The organism is Streptomyces sp. NPDC002926, assembly GCF_053591755.1.
This window is the reverse complement of sequence record NZ_JBSFUK010000005.1, coordinates 1-19,126: the sequence shown is the minus strand read 5'-3', so window position 1 is coordinate 19,126 and position 19,126 is coordinate 1. Positions and strand designations below refer to the sequence as shown.

At 69.4% G+C, this 19,126-nt stretch carries 18 protein-coding genes and 1 rRNA gene; 4 read left to right on the top strand and 15 right to left on the bottom strand.

The window, feature by feature from the left end; genetic code table 11:
* Positions 1-26: 26 nt before the first annotated feature.
* Positions 27-923 carry a glycoside hydrolase family 19 protein gene (locus ACWDZ6_RS11545; protein ID WP_389173812.1) on the top strand — a complete coding sequence of 299 codons (897 nt, stop codon included), beginning with the start codon at positions 27-29 and terminating at the stop codon, positions 921-923.
* A 70-nt stretch (positions 924-993) separates the two neighbouring features.
* Here ACWDZ6_RS11545 and hemB read toward each other — a convergent pair whose 3' ends face one another.
* From hemB to ACWDZ6_RS11515, 6 genes are all read right to left on the bottom strand, one after another.
* Positions 994-1,983 (bottom strand): porphobilinogen synthase, encoded by a 990-nt coding sequence (gene hemB / locus ACWDZ6_RS11540; protein WP_366731107.1) that lies wholly within the window; start codon positions 1,981-1,983, stop codon positions 994-996.
* Between the two features lie 240 nt (positions 1,984-2,223).
* Complete coding sequence (locus ACWDZ6_RS11535) at positions 2,224-3,882, bottom strand: uroporphyrinogen-III synthase (RefSeq protein ID WP_451502703.1); 1,659 nt, start codon at positions 3,880-3,882, stop codon at positions 2,224-2,226.
* Entirely contained in the window at positions 3,879-4,838 is a 960-nt protein-coding gene (hemC, locus tag ACWDZ6_RS11530; protein WP_451502702.1) for a hydroxymethylbilane synthase, read from the bottom strand. The genes ACWDZ6_RS11535 and hemC overlap by 4 nt, the downstream gene beginning before the upstream one ends.
* Positions 4,835-6,571, bottom strand: coding sequence for a glutamyl-tRNA reductase (locus ACWDZ6_RS11525; RefSeq protein WP_451502701.1), 1,737 nt, complete (start codon positions 6,569-6,571; stop codon positions 4,835-4,837). Before ACWDZ6_RS11525 ends, hemC begins: the two co-directional genes overlap by 4 nt.
* On the bottom strand, positions 6,568-7,293 hold the full coding sequence (locus ACWDZ6_RS11520; protein WP_327325335.1) for a redox-sensing transcriptional repressor Rex: 726 nt from the start codon (positions 7,291-7,293) through the stop codon (positions 6,568-6,570). The genes ACWDZ6_RS11525 and ACWDZ6_RS11520 overlap by 4 nt, the downstream gene beginning before the upstream one ends.
* A 331-nt stretch (positions 7,294-7,624) precedes the next feature.
* Entirely contained in the window at positions 7,625-7,903 is a 279-nt protein-coding gene (locus tag ACWDZ6_RS11515; RefSeq protein WP_451502700.1) for a glutaredoxin family protein, read from the bottom strand.
* A 145-nt stretch (positions 7,904-8,048) separates the two neighbouring features.
* Between ACWDZ6_RS11515 and ACWDZ6_RS11510 the strand changes: the two genes are divergently transcribed.
* From ACWDZ6_RS11510 to ACWDZ6_RS11500, 3 genes are all read left to right on the top strand, one after another.
* Positions 8,049-8,999 (top strand): HAD family hydrolase, encoded by a 951-nt coding sequence (locus tag ACWDZ6_RS11510; protein WP_326651733.1) that lies wholly within the window; start codon positions 8,049-8,051, stop codon positions 8,997-8,999.
* A gap of 362 nt (positions 9,000-9,361) precedes the next feature.
* Positions 9,362-10,156: an ECF subfamily RNA polymerase sigma factor, BldN family gene (locus ACWDZ6_RS11505; RefSeq protein WP_366731113.1), complete on the top strand. Its 795-nt coding sequence runs from the start codon at positions 9,362-9,364 to the stop codon at positions 10,154-10,156.
* 220 nt (positions 10,157-10,376) lie between these two features.
* A complete protein-coding gene (locus ACWDZ6_RS11500; RefSeq protein ID WP_451502699.1) occupies positions 10,377-11,555 on the top strand; it encodes a DUF5667 domain-containing protein in 1,179 nt (392 codons plus the stop codon).
* A gap of 132 nt (positions 11,556-11,687) precedes the next feature.
* Here ACWDZ6_RS11500 and ACWDZ6_RS11495 read toward each other — a convergent pair whose 3' ends face one another.
* The 9 genes from ACWDZ6_RS11495 to rrf all read right to left on the bottom strand — a co-directional run bounded on the left by ACWDZ6_RS11495 (position 11,688) and on the right by rrf (position 18,963).
* Positions 11,688-12,761 (bottom strand): lysophospholipid acyltransferase family protein, encoded by a 1,074-nt coding sequence (locus ACWDZ6_RS11495; protein ID WP_451502698.1) that lies wholly within the window; start codon positions 12,759-12,761, stop codon positions 11,688-11,690.
* Between the two features lie 92 nt (positions 12,762-12,853).
* The gene (locus ACWDZ6_RS11490) at positions 12,854-13,936 is read right to left on the bottom strand and encodes an NAD-dependent epimerase/dehydratase family protein (protein ID WP_326651729.1); all 1,083 of its coding nucleotides are present in this window, start codon (positions 13,934-13,936) and stop codon (positions 12,854-12,856) included.
* A 183-nt stretch (positions 13,937-14,119) separates the two neighbouring features.
* Positions 14,120-14,218, bottom strand: coding sequence for a 30S ribosomal protein bS22 (locus tag ACWDZ6_RS11485; protein ID WP_003948845.1), 99 nt, complete (start codon positions 14,216-14,218; stop codon positions 14,120-14,122).
* A 122-nt stretch (positions 14,219-14,340) separates the two neighbouring features.
* The gene (locus ACWDZ6_RS11480; RefSeq protein ID WP_014046653.1) at positions 14,341-14,553 is read right to left on the bottom strand and encodes a helix-turn-helix domain-containing protein; all 213 of its coding nucleotides are present in this window, start codon (positions 14,551-14,553) and stop codon (positions 14,341-14,343) included.
* Positions 14,554-14,680: 127 nt separating this feature from the next.
* Positions 14,681-15,496 carry a phosphatase gene (locus tag ACWDZ6_RS11475; protein ID WP_451502697.1) on the bottom strand — a complete coding sequence of 272 codons (816 nt, stop codon included), beginning with the start codon at positions 15,494-15,496 and terminating at the stop codon, positions 14,681-14,683.
* Positions 15,497-15,727: 231 nt separating this feature from the next.
* Positions 15,728-16,903 (bottom strand): acetoin utilization protein AcuC, encoded by a 1,176-nt coding sequence (locus ACWDZ6_RS11470; RefSeq protein ID WP_366731118.1) that lies wholly within the window; start codon positions 16,901-16,903, stop codon positions 15,728-15,730.
* Positions 16,854-18,095, bottom strand: a complete 1,242-nt coding sequence (locus ACWDZ6_RS11465) for an MFS transporter (protein ID WP_451502696.1) — start codon at positions 18,093-18,095, stop codon at positions 16,854-16,856. Before ACWDZ6_RS11465 ends, ACWDZ6_RS11470 begins: the two co-directional genes overlap by 50 nt.
* A 43-nt stretch (positions 18,096-18,138) precedes the next feature.
* Positions 18,139-18,783 carry an HAD family hydrolase gene (locus tag ACWDZ6_RS11460; RefSeq protein WP_451502695.1) on the bottom strand — a complete coding sequence of 215 codons (645 nt, stop codon included), beginning with the start codon at positions 18,781-18,783 and terminating at the stop codon, positions 18,139-18,141.
* A 63-nt stretch (positions 18,784-18,846) separates the two neighbouring features.
* Positions 18,847-18,963: ribosomal RNA gene (gene rrf, locus ACWDZ6_RS11455) — 5S ribosomal RNA — on the bottom strand.
* Positions 18,964-19,126 lie beyond the last annotated feature (163 nt).

Genomic DNA, 19,126 nt, shown 5'->3' with positions numbered 1-19,126 from the left:
GCCGTTGCCGCGCAAAGGAGTCACGAGTGCTGAGACACCGCATCATGGCGTTGCTCGTCGCGATCCTCGTCGGGAGCGGAGTGGCGGCAGCCTTCATGCCCGCCGCGTCCGCCGCCTCCGCGGATGCGTGCACGTCCGCGCCGAACTGGTCAGCCGGTACTTCGTACGTCACTGGCAACGTTGTCAAATACACGGACGGCAAGTACTACATAGCCGAGCACGACAATCCGGGCTACGACCCCACCATCAGCACCTGGTTCTGGGACCCGTACACGTGCAGCGGCGGCGGGAACCCGTCCCCCTCCGGCTTCGTCGTGAGCGAGGCGCAGTTCAACCAGATGTTCCCGAGCCGGAATTCGTTCTACACCTACAACGGGCTGAAGGCCGCGCTGAGCGCTTACCCGGGCTTCGCGAACACCGGTAGCGACACCGTCAAGAAGCAGGAGGCCGCGGCCTTCCTCGCGAACGTCAGCCACGAGACCGGCGGTCTGGTCCACGTCGTGGAGCAGAACCAGGCCAACTACCCGCACTACTGCGACTGGAGCCGGCCCTACGGCTGCCCGGCCGGCCAGGCGGCGTACTACGGCCGCGGCCCGATCCAGCTCAGCTGGAACTTCAACTACAAGGCCGCGGGCGACGCGCTCGGCATCGACCTGCTGGGCAACCCCTGGCTTGTGCAGAACGACGCCGCGGTGGCCTGGAAGACGGGCCTCTGGTACTGGAACACCCAGAACGGCCCGGGCACGATGACCCCCCACAACGCCATGGTCAACCAGGCGGGCTTCGGCCAGACCATCCGCTCCATCAACGGCTCGCTGGAATGCGACGGCAAGAACCCGGCGCAGGTCCAGAGCCGCGTCAACAGCTACCAGTCGTTCACCCAGATCCTCGGCGTCGCCCCCGGCGGCAACCTGTACTGCTGACAACCCCCCGAAAACGGGCTGCGGGCCGGGGAGAACAGTCCCCCGGCCCGCAGCCGCACCAGTTTCCGGCTCAGAGCGTGCGCGCGACCTCCGTCGCCCAGTAGGTCAGGATCATCTGCGCACCGGCCCGCCTGATCCCGGTCAAGGCCTCCAGAATCGCCCTGTCCCGGTCGATCCAGCCCTTCTCGGCGGCGGCCTCGATCATCGCGTACTCACCGCTGATCTGGTACGCGGCGACCGGCACATCCACGGCGTCCGCGACCTTCGCCAGCACATCGAGATACGGACCCGCGGGCTTGACCATCACCATGTCGGCGCCCTCGGCCAGGTCCAGTGCCAACTCCCGCAGGGACTCCCTGAGGTTGGCGGGGTCCTGCTGATACGTCTTGCGGTCACCGCGCAGCGAGGACCCGACGGCCTCACGGAACGGCCCGTAGAAGGCGGAGGAGTACTTGACGGTGTACGCGAGGACCGCCACGTCCTCGTGCCCCGTCCGGTCCAGCGCGTCGCGGATGACGCCGACCTGGCCGTCCATCATCCCGCTGGGCCCGACGACATGGACGCCCGCGTCCGCCTGGACCTGCGCCATCTCGGCGTACCGCTCGAGGGTCGCGTCATTGTCGACGCGCCCCTCGGCGTCCAGCACCCCGCAGTGCCCGTGATCGGTGTACTCGTCCAGACAGAGATCGGACATGATGACGAGCTCGTCACCAACCTCGGCCTTCACATCCCGGATCGCGACCTGCAGAATCCCGTCCGGATCCGTCCCCGCTGTCCCGGCGGCGTCCTTCTTCGCGTCCTCCGGCACCCCGAACAGCATGATTCCGGCAACCCCGGCCTCAAGCGCCTCGACGGCCGCCTTCCGCAAGGTGTCGCGGGTGTGCTGCACGACGCCGGGCATCGCGGAGATCGGCACCGGCTCGCTGATCCCTTCCCGCACGAAGGCGGGCAGGATCAGATCGGCGGGGTGGAGCCGGGTCTCCGCGACCATCCGTCGCATCGCGGGAGTCGTGCGCAGCCGCCGCGGCCGCGCGCCGGGAAAGGATCCGTACGCAGTCATGGGAGCAACGCTACGCCGGGCGGGGGTGCGCGGGTGCCGACAGGGTGTCGGGCCCGGGCGGGCCTGCCGGGCTCGGCCCCGGCCCCCGCACCTCAAGCATGTCCGGGAAAACCCGGCCCGTCCGGCGATTGAGGACACGGCCGAAGGCCGTACCGGGGTCTGGGGGCAGCCCCCGGTTACGGGAAGGGGCGGGGTGGGGAAACGCCCCGAAGGCGACCCGCACCCCGCCCCCGCACCGAACTACGTCGTACGCCGCCGCCGTCCGCCGGGACGCCGCTCGCTCGGACGCGTCACGTGCTCGCCCGCCTCCACCGCCGCCGCCCGGCGCTGCGCGCCGAAGTCCGCCAGCGCCTGGGCCAGCTTGTGCACCGACGGCTCCGGCGAGAGCACGTCCACCCGCAGCCCGTGCTCCTCCGCCGTCTTGGCGGTCGCCGGGCCGATGCAGGCGATCACGGTCACGTTGTGCGGCTTGCCGGCTATGCCCACCAGATTCCGCACGGTGCTCGACGACGTGAACAGCACCGCGTCGAACCCGCCGCCCTTGATGGCCTCACGCGTGTCCGCCGGCGGCGGCGATGCCCGCACCGTCCGGTACGCGGTCACGTCGTCGACCTCCCAGCCCAGCTCGATGAGGCCCGCCACCAGCGTCTCGGTGGCGATGTCCGCACGCGGCAGGAAGACCCGGTCGATCGGGTCGAAAACCGGGTCGTACGGCGGCCAGTCCTCGAGCAGACCGGCGGCCGACTGCTCCCCGCTCGGCACAAGATCAGGCTTGACGCCGAAGTCGACCAGCGCGGCAGCGGTCTGCTCGCCCACCGCCGCGACCTTGATACCCGCGAAAGCACGCGCGTCGAGCCCGTACTCCTCGAACTTCTCCCGCACCGCCTTCACGGCATTCACGCTCGTGAAAGCGATCCACTCGTAGCGGCCCGTCACCAGGCCCTTGACCGCGCGCTCCATCTGCTGGGGCGTCCGTGGCGGCTCGACGGCGATCGTCGGCACCTCGTGCGGCACGGCTCCGTAGCTGCGCAGTTGGTCGGAGAGCGAAGCCGCCTGCTCCTTGGTCCGCGGCACGAGCACCTTCCAGCCGAAGAGCGGCTTGGACTCGAACCACGAGAGCTGGTCCCGCTGGGCGGCGGCGCTGCGCTCACCCACCACGGCTATGACAGGCCGGTGACCCTCCGGCGAGGGCAGTACCTTCGCCTGCTTCAGGACCTGCGCGATCGTTCCCAGCGTCGCGGACCACGTCCGCTGCCGCGTCGTCGTACCGGCGACGGTCACGGTCAGCGGCGTGTCCGGCTTGCGGCCCGCGGCCACCAGCTCGCCCGCCGCCGCGGCGACCGTCTCCAGCGTCGCGGAGACGACGACCGTGCCGTCGCTCGCGCCGACCTCGGTCCAGCACCGGTCACTCGCGCTACGGGCGTCCACGAAACGGACGTCGGCGCCCTGCGGGTCGCGCAACGGCACACCGGCGTACGCGGGCACGCCCACCGCCGTGGCGACACCCGGCACGACCTCGAAGGGAATCCCCTCCGCGGCGCAGGCGAGCATCTCCTGACCTGCGTTTCCATCGAGGCCAGGGTCACCGGAGACTGCGCGGACGACCCGCTTGCCGACCCTCGCGGCCTCCATGACAAGATTGGCCGCATCCCTGAGGACGGGGATCCCGGCGGTTGTTGACGCGTCGTCAACAACCGTCAGTTCAGGCGTGCTTACGCTCGCTCGCGCATGGCTGCGTACCACGTCGAGCACATCGGGCTCGGCGATCAGTACGTCAGCACCCGCGAGCGCCTCGACGGCGCGCAGTGTCAGCAGTCCGGGGTCGCCGGGTCCGGCGCCGAGGAAGGTGACGTGCCCGTGTCCGTGTGCAGGAAGGGCCGGAAAGTTGGTGGGGCTCAACGTGCTCGCTCCCCCATAAGACCGGCCGCACCCTTGGCCAGCATCTCGGACGCCAGTTCGCGACCGAGCGCGATGGCGTCGCCGTGCGACGTGGGTACGGGACCGGTGGTGGACAGCTGCACCAGCGTCGAGCCGTCGGTTGTGCCGACGACGCCGCGCAGGCGCATCTCGGTGACAACCTGCCCGTCGGCCAGCAGGTCGGCCAGCGCACCCACAGGTGCGGTGCAGCCGGCCTCCAGGGCGGCGAGCAGGGAACGCTCGGCGGTCACGGCGGCCCGAGTGTACGGGTCGTCGAGCTCGGCGAGCGCGGCGATGAGGTCCGCGTTGACCGCGGCACACTCGATCGCCAGTGCCCCCTGGCCGGGGGCGGGCAGGACGAAGTCGACCGCCAGGAAGTCGGTGACCTCGTCGATCCTGCCGATGCGGTTGAGCCCGGCCGCGGCAAGAACCACGGCGTCCAGCTCCCCGCTGCGTACGTATCCGATCCGCGTATCGACATTCCCGCGGATCGGCACGGTCTCGATTGCCATGCCATGGCTGCGCGCGTACGCGTTGAGCTGCGCCATCCTGCGCGGCGAACCGGTGCCGATCCTGGCTCCGTCCGGCAGCCGGTCGAAGGTCAGTCCGTCGCGCGCCACCAGCGCGTCCCGCGGGTCCTCGCGCGGCGGCACGGCCGCCAGCGCCAGGTCGTCGGGCTGCGCGGTGGGCAGGTCCTTCAGCGAGTGAACGGCGAAGTCGACGTCCCCCCGCAGCAGGGCGTCCCGCAGTGCGGTGACGAAGACCCCCGTACCGCCGATCTGCGCGAGATGCTCACGGGAGGTGTCCCCGTACGTGGTGATCTCGACAAGCTCGACGGCACGGCCGGTCAACTGGCGCACCGCCTGCGCCACTTGCCCGGACTGAGCCATGGCCAGCTTGCTGCGTCTGGTCCCGAGCCTCAGTGCCCTCTCGGTCATACTCGCCCTCGGTTCTTGACGTCGGCGTCATTCAGGTCGGCCCGGCTGACGGAGGCGACCGTCTCCGGGTCGAGGTCGAAGAGTGTCCGCAGCGCGTCCGCGTACCCGGCGCCGCCGGGCTCGCTGGCCAGCTGCTTGACCCGCACGGTGGGCGCGTGCAGGAGCTTGTCGACGACGCGGCGCACGGTCTGGGTGATCTCGGCGCGCTCCTTGTCGTCCAGGTCGGGGAGGCGGCCCTCGAGCCGCGCGACCTCGCCGGCGACGACATCGGCGGCCATGGTGCGCAGGGCGACGACGGTCGGAGTGATGTGCGCGGCGCGCTGGGCGGCGCCGAAGGCGGCCACCTCGTCGGAGACGATGCCGCGCACCTGGTCCACATCGGCGGCCATCGGGGCGTCGGCGGAGGCTTCGGCGAGCGACTCGATGTCGACGAGCCGTACGCCGGCGAGCCGGTGGACGGCACCGTCGATGTCACGGGGCATGGCCAGGTCGAGCAGGGCGAGCCGGACGCGGGCGGTGGCCGCGGCTGTGGCGCCCCGCCCGTGCAGGGCTCCGGCGACCCGAGTGTCCCGGGGCGCGTTGTCGACCCATACCTGGTGCTGCGCGAGCGCGTCGGGTCCGAGCCCGTCGCCGAGCCCGACGGGGCACGCTCCGGCGGTCTCGGCGAGGTTCACCGCGGCGTCGCGGGCGGCCGGCGTCCCGGTGTCACCGACGGCAGCGCCGCCGAGGACGGACGTATCGCCGGACCGGGTGGACGGCGCGCGGTCCGCCACGTCCGCGCCCCCCGCAGCAGACTTGTCGGCCAGGCGGCCGTCGCGCGCCGCGGCCGCGGCGAGACGGGCCACCAGACTTCCGTCCGGAGCGCGCAGGTCGTTCCCCGCACCCGCCACCGGTACCACGTGCTCCGCGAGCGCCGCCGCGACGGACTCGGCCGTCAGGACCAGGCCCGTCGCACCGGTGCAGGACACCGCCACATCGGCACGTGTCAGCTCGTCGGCGACGTCGTCCATGGACACGGCGTGTGCGCTCACCCCGTCGGGCTCCGTCAGTACCGCGGCCAGTCGCTCCGCGCGCTCCAGCGTCCGGTTGGCGATGACGAGTTCACGTACACCAAGGCGCGCCAGCGTCGTCGCGGCGAGTGAGGACATCGAGCCGGCGCCGATGACCAGCGCCCGCTTGTCCGCGGCCCATGCCTCGACGGACGCGCCCGCGGCCAGCTGCTCGAGACCGAAGGTGACGAGCGACTGCCCGGCCCGGTCGATCCCGGTCTCGCTGTGCGCGCGCTTGCCGACGCGGAGGGCCTGTTGGAACAGGTCGTTGATCAGCCGGCCCGCGGTGTGCAGTTCCTGCCCGAGGGCGAGAGCGTCCTTGATCTGTCCGAGGATCTGCCCCTCGCCGACGACCATGGAGTCCAGACCGCAGGCCACCGAGAAGAGGTGGTGCACGGCGCGGTCCTCGTAGTGCACGTAGAGATACGGAGTGAGCTCCTCGAGCCCCACCCCGCTGTGCTGTGCGAGCAGCGTCGAGAGCTCCGCGACACCGGCGTGGAACTTGTCCACGTCCGCGTACAGCTCGATGCGGTTGCAGGTGGCCAGCACCGCCGCCTCGGCCGCGGGCTCCGCGGCGAGGGTGTCCTGGAGCAGCTTGATCTGCGCATCAGCGGACAGCGAGGCCCGCTCCAGCACGCTCACCGGCGCGCTGCGATGGCTCAGCCCGACAACCAGGAGACTCATGCCGGCATCACGGCGGGCATGTCCCCGTCGGGTCCCTTCCGGCCTGCGGCCTCGGCTTCCTCGCCGGCCTTCCGCTGCTCGTGGAAGGCGAGGATCTGCAGCTCGATCGAGAGATCGACCTTGCGCACATCCACGCCGTCGGGCACCGAGAGGACGGTGGGGGCGAAGTTCAGGATCGAGGTGACACCGGCCGCGATCAGCCGCTCGCACACCTGCTGCGCGGCGCCGGCGGGCGTCGAGATGACACCGATCGACACTCCGTTGTCACTGATGATCTTCTCGAGCTCGTCCGTGTGCTGGACGGGCATCCCGGCGACCGGCTTTCCCGCCATCTCCGGGTCGGCGTCGATCAGCGCGGCGACCCGGAAGCCCCGGGAGGCGAAACCGCCGTAGTTGGCGAGTGCGGCGCCGAGATTACCGATACCGACGATGACCACGGGCCAGTCCTGCGTCAGACCGAGCTCGCGCGAGATCTGGTAGACGAGGTACTCGACGTCGTAGCCGACACCGCGTGTCCCGTAGGAGCCCAGGTAGGAGAAGTCCTTGCGCAGCTTCGCGGAGTTCACTCCGGCCGCGGCGGCGAGTTCCTCCGACGAGACCGTGGGAACGGACCGCTCGGACAGCGCGGTCAGGGCGCGCAGGTACAGCGGGAGTCGGGCGACGGTGGCCTCGGGGATTCCTCGGCTACGGGTCGCCGGTCGGTGATTTCGGCCAGTTGCCACGGTGCTCCTGCGGGATGAGCGAGGCTGCAGGCGGCCGTATGTCACAGGGCCGCCCCGTCGAATGCAGGCTATGTCTTTGTGAACGCGTGCACAAAGATGGTGTCCGTTTTGTCCGTGCAAAGTGACCGGGGTCACGCCATCCGATCGCGTGATCCTGGAACTCTGGACCGCAGGGGTCCACCGAAGAGCCGAAGGGGACAAAACCGTACACACTCCTCACGACTACGCCCCCGAGACCGCATACTGTGCCCTGTCCGCATAGCGTCCCGATAGAGGCTGGACCGCGTCCGGGACCCGAGCAGAACGACCCCGATGCTCTCCGGCCGCTCCTTCACGCCCCGAGCGCGCGGCGCAGCCGTCCCGGGTCGACACGCCAGAACGTGTGCTGCTCGCCGTCGACCAGGACGACCGGAATCTGCTCCCAGTACGCCCGGTGCAGCGCCTCGTCCTGGGTGATGTCCTTCTCCTCCCAGGACGCACCGGTCTCGGTGCACACCTCCTCGACCACGGCCCGCGCGTCGTCACAGAGGTGACATCCCGGCTTGCCGATCAGCGTCACCACCCGCTCGTCGGCGGCCTTCTTCTTCGCTCGTCGCAACACAGGACTCATGTGCCCATTCTCCGCCCGCGCCGGAGGGCGGCGGCACGCATCCCGTACGCCCGAATCGCCCGTTTAACGGGTTGGTCGCGGAGAGTTCACGCCATGGCATCCCGGTGGGTCGGGAAGTACCGAACAGACTGGCTATGCTCACGACATGGCCGCACTGGGATGGCTCACCCCCCGTAGGCGCTCCGCCACCGCGCGGAGCGTGCTCGCAGGCGAGGCAGCAGCGGAGGCAGCGCGCAAGTCGTCGCAGCATTTCGAGGCGCTCGATGCACTCGAGGCGCAGGACGGCACCGCCTCGGCCGCCGAACCGGATTTCCCCGTCGCCGGGGACGACCGGGCCGCCGCCTTCTTCGACCTCGACAACACCGTGATGCAGGGCGCTGCGATCTTCCACTTCGGCCGCGGCCTGTACAAGCGGAAGTTCTTCCAGCGCCGCGAACTGGCCCGGTTCGCATGGCAGCAGACCTGGTTCCGGCTCGCCGGCGTCGAGGACCCGGAACATATGCAGGACGTCCGCGAGTCCGCCCTGTCCATCGTGAAGGGCCACCGCGTCTCCGAGCTGATGTCGATCGGCGAAGAGATCTACGACGAGTACATGGCGGACCGCATCTGGCCCGGCACGCGCGCTCTCGCCCAGGCCCACCTCGACGCCGGACAGAAGGTCTGGCTGGTGACCGCGGCCCCCGTCGAGACCGCGACGATCATCGCCCGCCGGCTCGGCCTGACCGGCGCGCTGGGCACGGTCGCCGAGTCCCTCGACGGCGTGTACACCGGAAAGCTCGTGGGCGAGCCGCTGCACGGCCCCGCGAAGGCCGAGGCCGTACGCGCGCTGGCCGCCGCCGAGGGCCTGGACCTGACCCGCTGCGCGGCGTACAGCGACTCGCACAACGACATCCCGATGCTGTCGCTGGTGGGGCATCCGTACGCCATCAACCCGGACACCAAGCTCCGCAAGTACGCGCGAGCGCGCGAGTGGCGGCTGCGCGACTACCGGACGGGCCGCAAGGCCGCCAAGGTCGGCATTCCGGCGGCAGCGGGCGTCGGCGCCATCGCGGGCGGCACGGCGGCCGCGGTCGCCCTCCATCGCCGCCGCCGCTGACTCCTGGGCCGGCGCCGACTCGAACGGCGACGCCCACTCCGGCGACGACAGCGCTTTCCGCGGGCAATCCAGGCCCTTGCCCCTGTGCGCTCCCGCCAGTCCTGTTGCCGCGTGTCGGGCACAATCCACCACCCGACACGACAGATCACGAATCAATTCGATCAACAAGTGCTCACGATCTGCGACTTGATGCGTCTCCTAGACGTAACAGAAGCGACTGAAACGACGATTTGAGCAACTGGGTGTAGCAACGCCTGTACGAAGCGTTATTCTCCTCAGACGCATGACGGACCCCACCAGTCCCCACGACGGGTGAACGGTCCCGCACTGCACGTGATGGAAGCTCTGCCTCTGGGAGTCCCGTGTACCCACACGTCGGGGTTGACGCCTCGGGCCTGGCTACGCTGCGCGCAACGGTCCTCGACCACTTGCGCGGCTTCGTCCCCACCGCGTACGCCGTCCCCGCATTCGCCATGCCCCGCCTTGCCCCAAGCGGCCCGGCCGCCCCCTGCTACGCCCTGGCCGACGGCCGCGCGGCCGTCGGCAGACGAGGCAGCCGGGGCGCCGGCGGCTCCTCGACCGCCGCCCGCCGACCCAGCGCCGACAGCGACAGCGCCCGCATGATGGACCTGGTCGAGCGCGCCCAGGCGGGCGAGACCGACGCCTTCGGCCGCCTCTACGACCAGTACAGCGACACCGTCTACCGCTACATCTACTACCGCGTGGGCGGAAAGGCGACGGCGGAGGACCTCACCAGCGAGACCTTCCTGCGCGCCCTGCGCCGTATCTCCACGTTCACCTGGCAGGGGCGCGACTTCGGCGCCTGGCTGGTCACGATCGCCCGCAATCTGGTGGCCGACCACTTCAAGTCCAGCCGCTTCCGGCTGGAAGTAACCACCGGCGAGATGCTCGACGCCAACGAGGTCGAGCGCAGCCCGGAGGACTCGGTCCTCGAGTCCCTGTCGAACGCCGCACTGCTGGAAGCGGTCCACAAGCTCAACCCTCAGCAGCAGGAGTGCGTGACCCTGCGCTTCCTGCAGGGCCTCTCGGTCGCCGAGACGGCCAGGGTGATGGGCAAGAACGAGGGCGCGATCAAGACCCTCCAGTACCGGGCGGTGCGCACACTGGCCCGGCTCCTCCCCGACGACGCCCGCTGACCGACTCCCAACTCACCATCGGTGACGCCTCAATGACGCACTGGTCACATCATCCTTCGCGCGTAACCCAAGTGCCGCGACGCTCGTTGTGCGGGATGCAGGCTCCCTGTGGTCACGCCATGCCCGCAGCCACTCACTCGATCGTGTGGATGCGTTCAAGGTGTGCAACCATCCGGACCCCCAGGGGAGTCGATCGTCATGACGAGAGGAGGTGCCGCCAGTGATCGCGAACGTTTCGGCGCGCCGGCGGGCGAACGCCTTCGCCCAGGCCTTGGAAGATCAGGCGGCCGCGCAGCCCGAAGAATCGGTCGAACCGACCGCGCCCGGACGGCTGTTGGCTCTGGCGAACGGTCTCGGCGAGCTGCCGAAACCGGAGATGGATCCCGAGGTCAAAGTGGTGCAGCGAGCACAGCTCGTGGCCGCCATGGAAGAGATGTTCGCCTCGGGGGGTGCGTCCGCGGGCCCTACGGTGCCCGAACAGCGGACACCCGGCCGTGGCGCCCATCGGGCCTCCACGCTCCGGAAATTGCGACCACGCTCCCGTTGGTCGAAGGGCCTCGCGGCCGGCGGTCTCACCGTCGGTGTGGCTGCGGGAGCCTTCAGCGGAGTGGCCGCTGCCAGCTCCGACGCCCTTCCCGGTGATTCGCTGTACGGGCTGAAGCGTGGCATGGAAGATTTCAAGCTCGGCCTGGCGGACGACGACTCCGACCGCGGCGGGCTCTACCTCGACCAGGCCTCCACCCGGCTCAGCGAGGCACGCCGCCTGATGGAACGCGGCCGGGCGGGCGCCATGGACCACGAGTCGCTCGGCGAGGTCCGCCGCGCACTCAACGGCATGAGACACGACGTCACCGAGGGCCACCGGCTGCTCCACGAGGCGTACGCGAGGGACGGCTCCCTCGGCCCGATGGCGAGGCTCGACTCGTTCTCCCGGTCCCATCGCGACGCCTGGAACGGGCTCCGCGACCGGCTGCCGGCCCAGCTGACCGACGTCGGCGACGAAGTGAACTCCGTCTTCGACGCCATAGACCAAGAGGTCGGCCCGCTGGCGTCGCTGCTGCCACGCGTCCCGGACAAGGGCGGCCGCGGCTCGCAGCGCCCCGGCGCCACCCAGGACTCGGGCAACGCCTCGGACCCGGGCCGTACGACACAGTCCTCACCGGCCACCGGCAGTGGCCGTACTGGAGACAGCGGCAGTCCGCGTCCGTCCGGTTCGGGCAGCACGGCGGACGACGACCTGCTCGGCGGCGACACGGGCGGCCTGTTCGAGCGTCCGTCGAGCGGCGCCACACCGTCCCCGTCCGGCAGCAAACCCGCACAACCGGAGCCGGACGTCACGATCCCGCCGCTGCTGCCGGGGATCCTGCCGGGCCTCGGACTCGACAGCGAGAACGATTAGCAGGCGGTACGTACGAAGGTGGGGCGTCCCTGAAAAGGGGCGCCCCACCTTCGTACGTCCGGCCGGTACATGTGTTCAGAAAAGCCGCGTCAGAAGAGTCGCGCCGGAAGAATCCGCGTGAGAAGAACCGCGTCAGAAGAACACGGACCGGCGCTGCACCAGCAACTTGTACAGCGTGTGCTGGATCTGCTCCCGTACCTGATCCGTCAGATTGAACATCAGCATCGGATCCTCCGCCGCTTCCGGCGGATACCCGTTCGTCTGGATCGGCTCGCCGAACTGGATCGTCCACTTCGTCGGCAACGGCACCGCGCCCAGCGGCCCCAGCCACGGAAACGTCGGCGTGATCGGGAAGTACGGGAACCCGAGGAGCCGCGCCAGCGTCTTCGCGTTGCCGATCATCGGGTATATCTCCTCGGCACCGACGATCGAGCACGGCACGATCGGTGCCCCCGCCCGCAGTGCCGTCGACACGAATCCGCCCCGCCCGAAGCGCTGAAGCTTGTAACGGTCGCTGAACGGCTTGCCGATGCCCTTGAAGCCCTCCGGCATCACGCCGACGACCTCGCCGCGCTGCAGCAGCCGTTCCGCGTCCTCCGCACACGCCAGGGTGTGCCCGGCCTTGCGGGCCAGTTCGTTGACCACCGGCAGCATGAAGACCAGATCCGCGGCGAGCAGCCGCAGATGCCGGTTGGCCGGATGGTTGTCGTGGACGGCGACCTGCATCATCAGCCCGTCCAGCGGAAGCGTCCCCGAGTGGTTGGCCACCACCAGCGCCCCGCCCTCGGACGGGATGTTCTCGATGCCCTTCACCTCGACCCGGAAGTACTTCTCGTACAGCGGGCGGACCATCGACATCAGGACCTGGTCGGTGAGCTCCTTGTCGTAGCCGAACTCGTCGACCTCGTAGTCACCGGTGACGCGCCGCCGGAGAAACGCCAGGCCGCCGGCGATCCGCCGCTCCCAGCCGCCTCCGCGCGTCGGCTCCTGGCCCACCAGGGGCTGCCGGCCCGCCTCGGGTGCCCGAACCGCTCCCCGGGGCTCTCCGTCCTTCTGCTGCCCCGGCAGCGGGCTGACCGGAACCTCGCGCACCGCCGCGGGCTCGGCCTTCCGACGGCTGCTTCCTGCGGGGCGCCGCCGCGCCGAGCGCTGCGCGCTGCCGCGCGAACGGTCGTCGTCGAACGGAATGACCTTGGCGTCCGCCATCGTTGGCTGCGCTCCTTATTCGGCGTCGCTCTGAGTCGTCTTCATGGTCGTCCTACTCGATCGGCTTCGGCGATCGCCCTCGTCGATCGGAGTCATCGATCGGCTTGGTCCATCGCCTTGCTCGCGGCTGTCGTCCTCGCGCTGCCGGCCAAAGGCAGTGCCGCGGCCACCTGGTCCACAGCCCTGGCGAGCGCGTCCGGCGGCAGCAGCCCCGGCCCGCGGCTGCGTGCGAAGTCCGCGAAGGCCTCCGCTGTCGTGTACTTCGGCACGAACCCGAGCGTCTCGCGCATCTGAGTGGTGCTCACCACCCGGCCGTGCGTGAGCAGCCGGATCTGTTCGGGCGAGAAGTCCGTAATGCCGATCGTACGCAGCGCGGAGCCGACCCAGGTGACCGCAGGCAGCAGAACCGGCATCGTCGGCCGGCCCAGCCGCCGGGAACACTGCGAGAGCAGCAGTACACCATCGCCCGCGACATTGAACGTGCCGCTGTTGAGCGTGCCTCGCCGCGGCTCGTGCAGGGCGATCCGCAGCACATCGATCACATCGTCCTCGTGGACGAACTGCAGCCTCGGGTCGTAGCCGAAGACGGTCGGCATGACGGGCAGCGAGAAGAACTCGGCGAGCGGCGAGTCGGCGCACGGCCCGAGGATGTTCGCGAAGCGCAGTACGCACACCGCCACATCCGGCCGTCGCCGCGCGAAGCCCCGTACGTACCCCTCGACCTCGACCGTGTCCTTCGCGAACCCACCGCTCGGCAGCGACTTGGGTGGCGTGGTCTCGTTGAAGACCGCCGGATCGCGGGGCGCGGAGCCGTACACACTCGTACTGGACTTGATCACCAGCCGCTTGACGGTCGGCGACTTCTGGCAGGCACCGAGCAGTTGCATGGTGCCGATGACATTGGTTTCCTTCACCGTCGTACGGCCGCCGGTGCCCAGCGGTGTACCGGTGACATCCATGTGCACGACGGTGTCGACGGCATGCTCGGCGAGCACGCGCGCGATGGCGGGCTGGCGGATGTCCGCTCGAACGAAGTCGGCCCCGCCAAGATGATGCTCGGGCGCCACCGCATCGACCCCGATCACCCGGTCCACCTCGGGATCCCGCTGGATACGCCGGACGAGCCGGCCTCCGAGCTGCCGGGCCACTCCCGTGACGAGCACGACCTTCCCCAAGATCAGCGCCTTCCTTAGGTCCGCCTAGGTCCACTCTTATGCGTCACCGTAGCGGTTACGTGTTGCGCTGTGATGACCGCACGGCGGTCTTTTGCCACGACCGCTCCTTTGGCCACCCACAAACGCACCGCGGCCCTCCCACCGTGAAGGTGGAAGGGCCGCAGAGACACGTACAGCGGTCGCTTACTTCTTGTTGCGACGCTGAACGCGGGTGCGCTTGAGCAGCTTGCGGTGCTTCTTCTTGGCCATCCGCTTACGCCGCTTCTTGATAACAGAGCCCACGACTACCCTCGCTCACTTCTCTTCACTCGGTGCGGGGCGTCTGGGCCCACACGACCTACGTCGGCCTAGCCTACCTGCCGCCGAGTGAGGGACGTAATCCGAGGGGATTCGCCCGGCTACGGTTACGCGGATTCCACCCCCACGAATGATTCGCGGAGGTACTCGTGAACCGCTTGCTCCGGAACCCGGAAGGACCTGCCCACCCGGATCGCCGGCAGATGACCGCTGTGTACCAAGCGATACACGGTCATCTTCGACACTCGCATCACCGAGGCAACTTCCGCCACGGTAAGAAACTTGACCTCGTTGAGAGGCCTCTCGCTGCCAGCAGCCATGACCCACCTGTACCTTCCGCACCCGACGCGCACCGGCTTCCCCTCCGGTGACTCAACGTCGCTGTGCGCTCACTCCCAGACTAGGGGCGTGTGGTGCGAGTGGGGAAGAGGAGCAGCCATCGGCCGCCTACTGTGACAGACACGCTCGATTGAGTACATACCGAGTAAGCGGTCGGTAGTAATCAGACCGCACCGCGTCATCAAGCGGAACAACGACGGAGATGCGCCCCTCGGCCTCGCCGACGAAGAGGGCCGGATCGTCCGTATCCGCCAGGCCGATGGCCTCAATCCCCAGCTGACCTGCCCCGCAGACCCAGCCATGGTCCCCGACGACCAGCTCGGGCAGCGGCCCGCCACCCTCCGTCACGCCCTCCAGGGCGACCCGAACCGGGAGCGGCGAATGGGTATGTGCGCCGGTCTCACTCCCGGCGCCCCGTGCGCCGGGTTCCCGCACCAGCGCGACTCCTCGTACGTACTCAAGGTTGTACGTACGTACGCCGAACCGGGTCGTTATGTCGACACATCGCCCCTGCGCGGGGGTGAGTACGAGGCAACCTGCCGCCGACAAAGCGTCTGCCAGCCCTGCGTAGAACCCGAGAAGCCGATGCGGATGCCCGGTCCCGAACATCACCGGCGCCCGCCGAGCGGCCGCCTCCCCGAGCCGTTCGGCAAACGCGGCGAGCCCGCTCAACGTCCGCTCCGGATCGATCGCATCGGGCCCGGTCACATACTCGGGATCGTCCGAAACCCCACACTTGTCAGCCATCAGCGCGATCAAATCCCGCTCGCCCCAGGCCCATTCGGGATCAAGCCCGAGAGTCACGCGGGGATCCCTGGCGGCGAAGAGCCGATAGCTGCGCAGGCTCACCTCCCGCGCTGTGGCCACGGTCCCGGCCAACCGGGCCGCCAGCAGATGCGCCCGCAGCGCTCCGGTGCTCAACACCCTGCCGATGCTCCCGCACCGGTAGCCGTCCCGGGCCAAAAGCCCGGGTAGCACCCACAGTTGGCGTAACAGCCGCGCGGCCGAACGCGGAGTGCCGGGCCCCGCGGAACCCCGTTCGGGAAGGGGGCGGGAGGGGAACGCCCAGCGTCCCGCACCTCCATCCGGCCGCCCATCCGCACCGGCCCACCGCCCGCTACGCCCCACCGCGGGTGTTACGCCCCGCCGCCGTGGTCACGCCAACAGGCCCCGCAACGGAAACGCCGCCCGCCGTGTGGCCAGAACCGCCTGGTCCAACCGGTCCGCCGGGTCGTACCCCTGCTCCCACTCCCGCCAGGCCGGCTCCCGCCCATCCGTCATCCGCCCCGGCGCCACCCGCCGCGTCAGCGCGTACACCTCGTCCCGCCACGACGACGGAATGACTGACTCCGGATCCACCGGCGCATGCGCCGCAATCCCCACCAGATGCGTCCACGACCTCGGTACGACATCCACCACCTCGTAGCCCCCGCCGCCGAGCGCCACCCAGCGCCCGCCCTCCACGTACTCGTGCGCCAGGGCATGACACGACTCCTGCACCGCCCGCTGCGCATCCAGCGAGACCGCCAGATGCGCCAGCGGATCCTCGAAGTGCGTATCCGCCCCGTGCTGAGTCACCAGCACCTGCGGCCGGAAGTCCGCCAGCAGCTCCGGCACCACCGCATGAAAGGCCCGCAGCCAGCCCGCGTCGCCCGTCCCCGCCGGCAGCGCCACATTCACCGCACTGCCCTCTCCCGCCCCGGCGGCCCCGGTCTCTTCCGGCCACCCGGTCTGTGGAAACAGCGTCCGCGGATGCTCGTGCAGCGACACCGTCAGCACCCGCGGGTCCTCCCAGAAAGCCGCCTGGACCCCGTCCCCGTGATGTACGTCGACATCCACGTACGCGACCCGCTCCGCTCCCAGTTCCAGCAGGCGGGCGACGGCCAGCGACGCGTCGTTGTAAATACAGAACCCGGAAGCCGACCCCGGCATCGCATGGTGCAGCCCGCCCGCGAAGTTCACCGCATGCTCGGCCTCACCCCGCCACACGGCCTCCGCGGCCCCCACCGACTGCCCGGCGATCAGGGCCGACGCCTCGTGCATCCCGACGAAGGCCGGGTCGTCCACCGTCCCGAGCCCGTACGACTGGTCGGCTGCCCGAGGGTCGAGAGACGCCGCCCGCACGGCCGCCACGTAGTCCTCGTGATGAACGAGTCTGAGCGTCGAGTCCCCGGCCGGCTTCGCGGCCACCACATCCACCGCACGATCCAGTGCGTACGCCCGCACCAACCCCATGGTCAGCGCAAGCCGCACCGGATCCATCGGATGGCCGTCACCGAAGTCATACTTCGTTACCGCCTCGTCCCACATCAACAACCCGCGGCCGCTCATGCACGCCACCGTACCGGGCGGTATCCGCCCCGAACGATCTGGCATACCACAACGTCACCAGCACCAACACCATCGGCACGACCATCGCCCACCGATAGCTCCACACATCACCGAGCGCGCCCACCAGCGGTGACCCGATCAAGAACCCCACATAGTTGAAGACATTCAGCCGCGCCACCGCCGCGTCGCTCGCCCCCGGGAACAACCGCCCCGCCGCCGCGAATGTCTGCGGCACGATCACGCACAGCCCGAGCCCCAGCATGGTGAACCCGAGCATCCCCATCCACGCCCCCGGCGCCACGGCCACCACCCCGAACCCGGCCGCCGCCAGCACCGTCCCGCATCGCACGACCGCCACCGCCCCGAACCGCCGCACCCCCAGATCCCCGACGGCCCGCCCCAGCAGCGTGGTGACCATATAGGCGTTGTACGGGACGGTCGCGAGCTCCTCCGAGCTCCCGAGTACGTCCTGCAGGTACTTCGCGCTCCAATTCGAGACGGTCGAGTCCCCGATATAGGCGAAGGTCATCACCAGACAGAGCGGCAGCAGCAGCTTGAAGGCGCCGGCCTGCCATTCCCCCGCACTCTTCTCCGCGTCCCCCTCGGCTCTCTCCCCTTCCCTCCCGGCCCACTCCCCGTCCGCGTACCAACGGCTCCCGACCAGTGCCGTCGGCAACAGCACCATCGCGACCGGCAGATATGAGATGAGCAGCGACAGGTCCCAGTGCGCCCCGGCCCAGGCGAGGGAGGCACCCGCGATTCCGCCGAGGCTGTACGCGGCGTGGAAGCCGAGCATGATGCTGCGCCCGTACGACCGCTGCAGGCTGACCCCGAGCATGTTCATGGAGGCGTCCAGCGCCCCAACCGCCAGCCCGAACCCGCCCAGTGCGACGGCCACCTGCCATATCTCGCTACCGGCCGCCACCCCGAGGAGCGCCAGCAGGACCACGGGCTGAGCCCACCGGAGCACCACACTCGGCGCGACCCGCTTCACCAGCCGCTCGGTGATCACACTGGCCACACCCGCGAGGATCGGTACAGCGGCCAGGAAGGCGGGCAGCAGGCCGTCGGATATCCCGTACCGGTCCTGGATGGCGGGGATACGCGTCACGAGCAGGGCGAAAGCCACCCCCTGCGCGAAGAAGCTCAACGCCAAGGAGGCCCGCCCGTGCCGCAACCGCGCATCTGTCATGGCCGCACAGCGTAGGGCGCCGATCTACCCATGGGTAGATCGATCACACGAGCAATGCGGGCAACTCCGCCATCCCGCCGAAGTACCCCTTGGCGCCATCGAGCTTGTCTGCAGCCGTCATGGCCGTGAACCCGTACACATCCATCCCGGCCGCCCTGGCCGCCGCCACCCCCAGGGGGCTGTCCTCCACGACGATGCACCGCCCCGGCGTCACCCCCATCCGCTCGGCGGCATGGAGGAACAGATCCGGCGCCGGCTTCCCGCGCCCCACATCCTGCGCGCTGAACACCGTACGGTCCTCGAACCACCGGTCCAGCCCCGTCTTCCGGTGCCCGACTCTGATCCGCTCATGGCTGCCGGAGGAGGCGACGCAGTACGACACCCCGTCCGCGACCAGCTTCTCGAGCACCTCGGTCACACCGTCGACGGCGACCAACTCCCGCTCGAAGGCGGCAAAGACGCGAGCGTGCAGGGTCTCGTCGAAGTCCGCCGGCAACGACTGTCCGGTCCGCTCCCGCACAAGATCGTGTATACGGTGCACAGCGGCGCCCATGTAGTCACGAAGGGAGTCCTCGTACGAAGTGGGATGCCCCAGCTCGGTGAGATAGCCGGCCAGGATGGTGTTGGAGATCGGCTCGCTGTCGACGAGCACACCGTCGTTGTCAAAGATGACGAGGTCGTATCGCATACCTGGACCCTAAACGCAGAAAAGCCCCGCACCATGACGGTGCGGGGCTTTCCCACAATAATTGTTCGGCGGTGTCCTACTCTCCCACAGGGTCCCCCCTGCAGTACCATCGGCGCTGAAAGGCTTAGCTTCCGGGTTCGGAATGTAACCGGGCGTTTCCCTAACGCTATGACCACCGAAACTCTATGAAGATGTACGACCCGGAATCCCCACGAAAGGGGACTCGACAGTTCGTTGCTTCAGAACTAACACAGTGGACGCGAGCAACTGAGGACAAGCCCTCGGCCTATTAGTACCAGTCAGCTTCACCGGTTGCCCGGCTTCCACATCTGGCCTATCAACC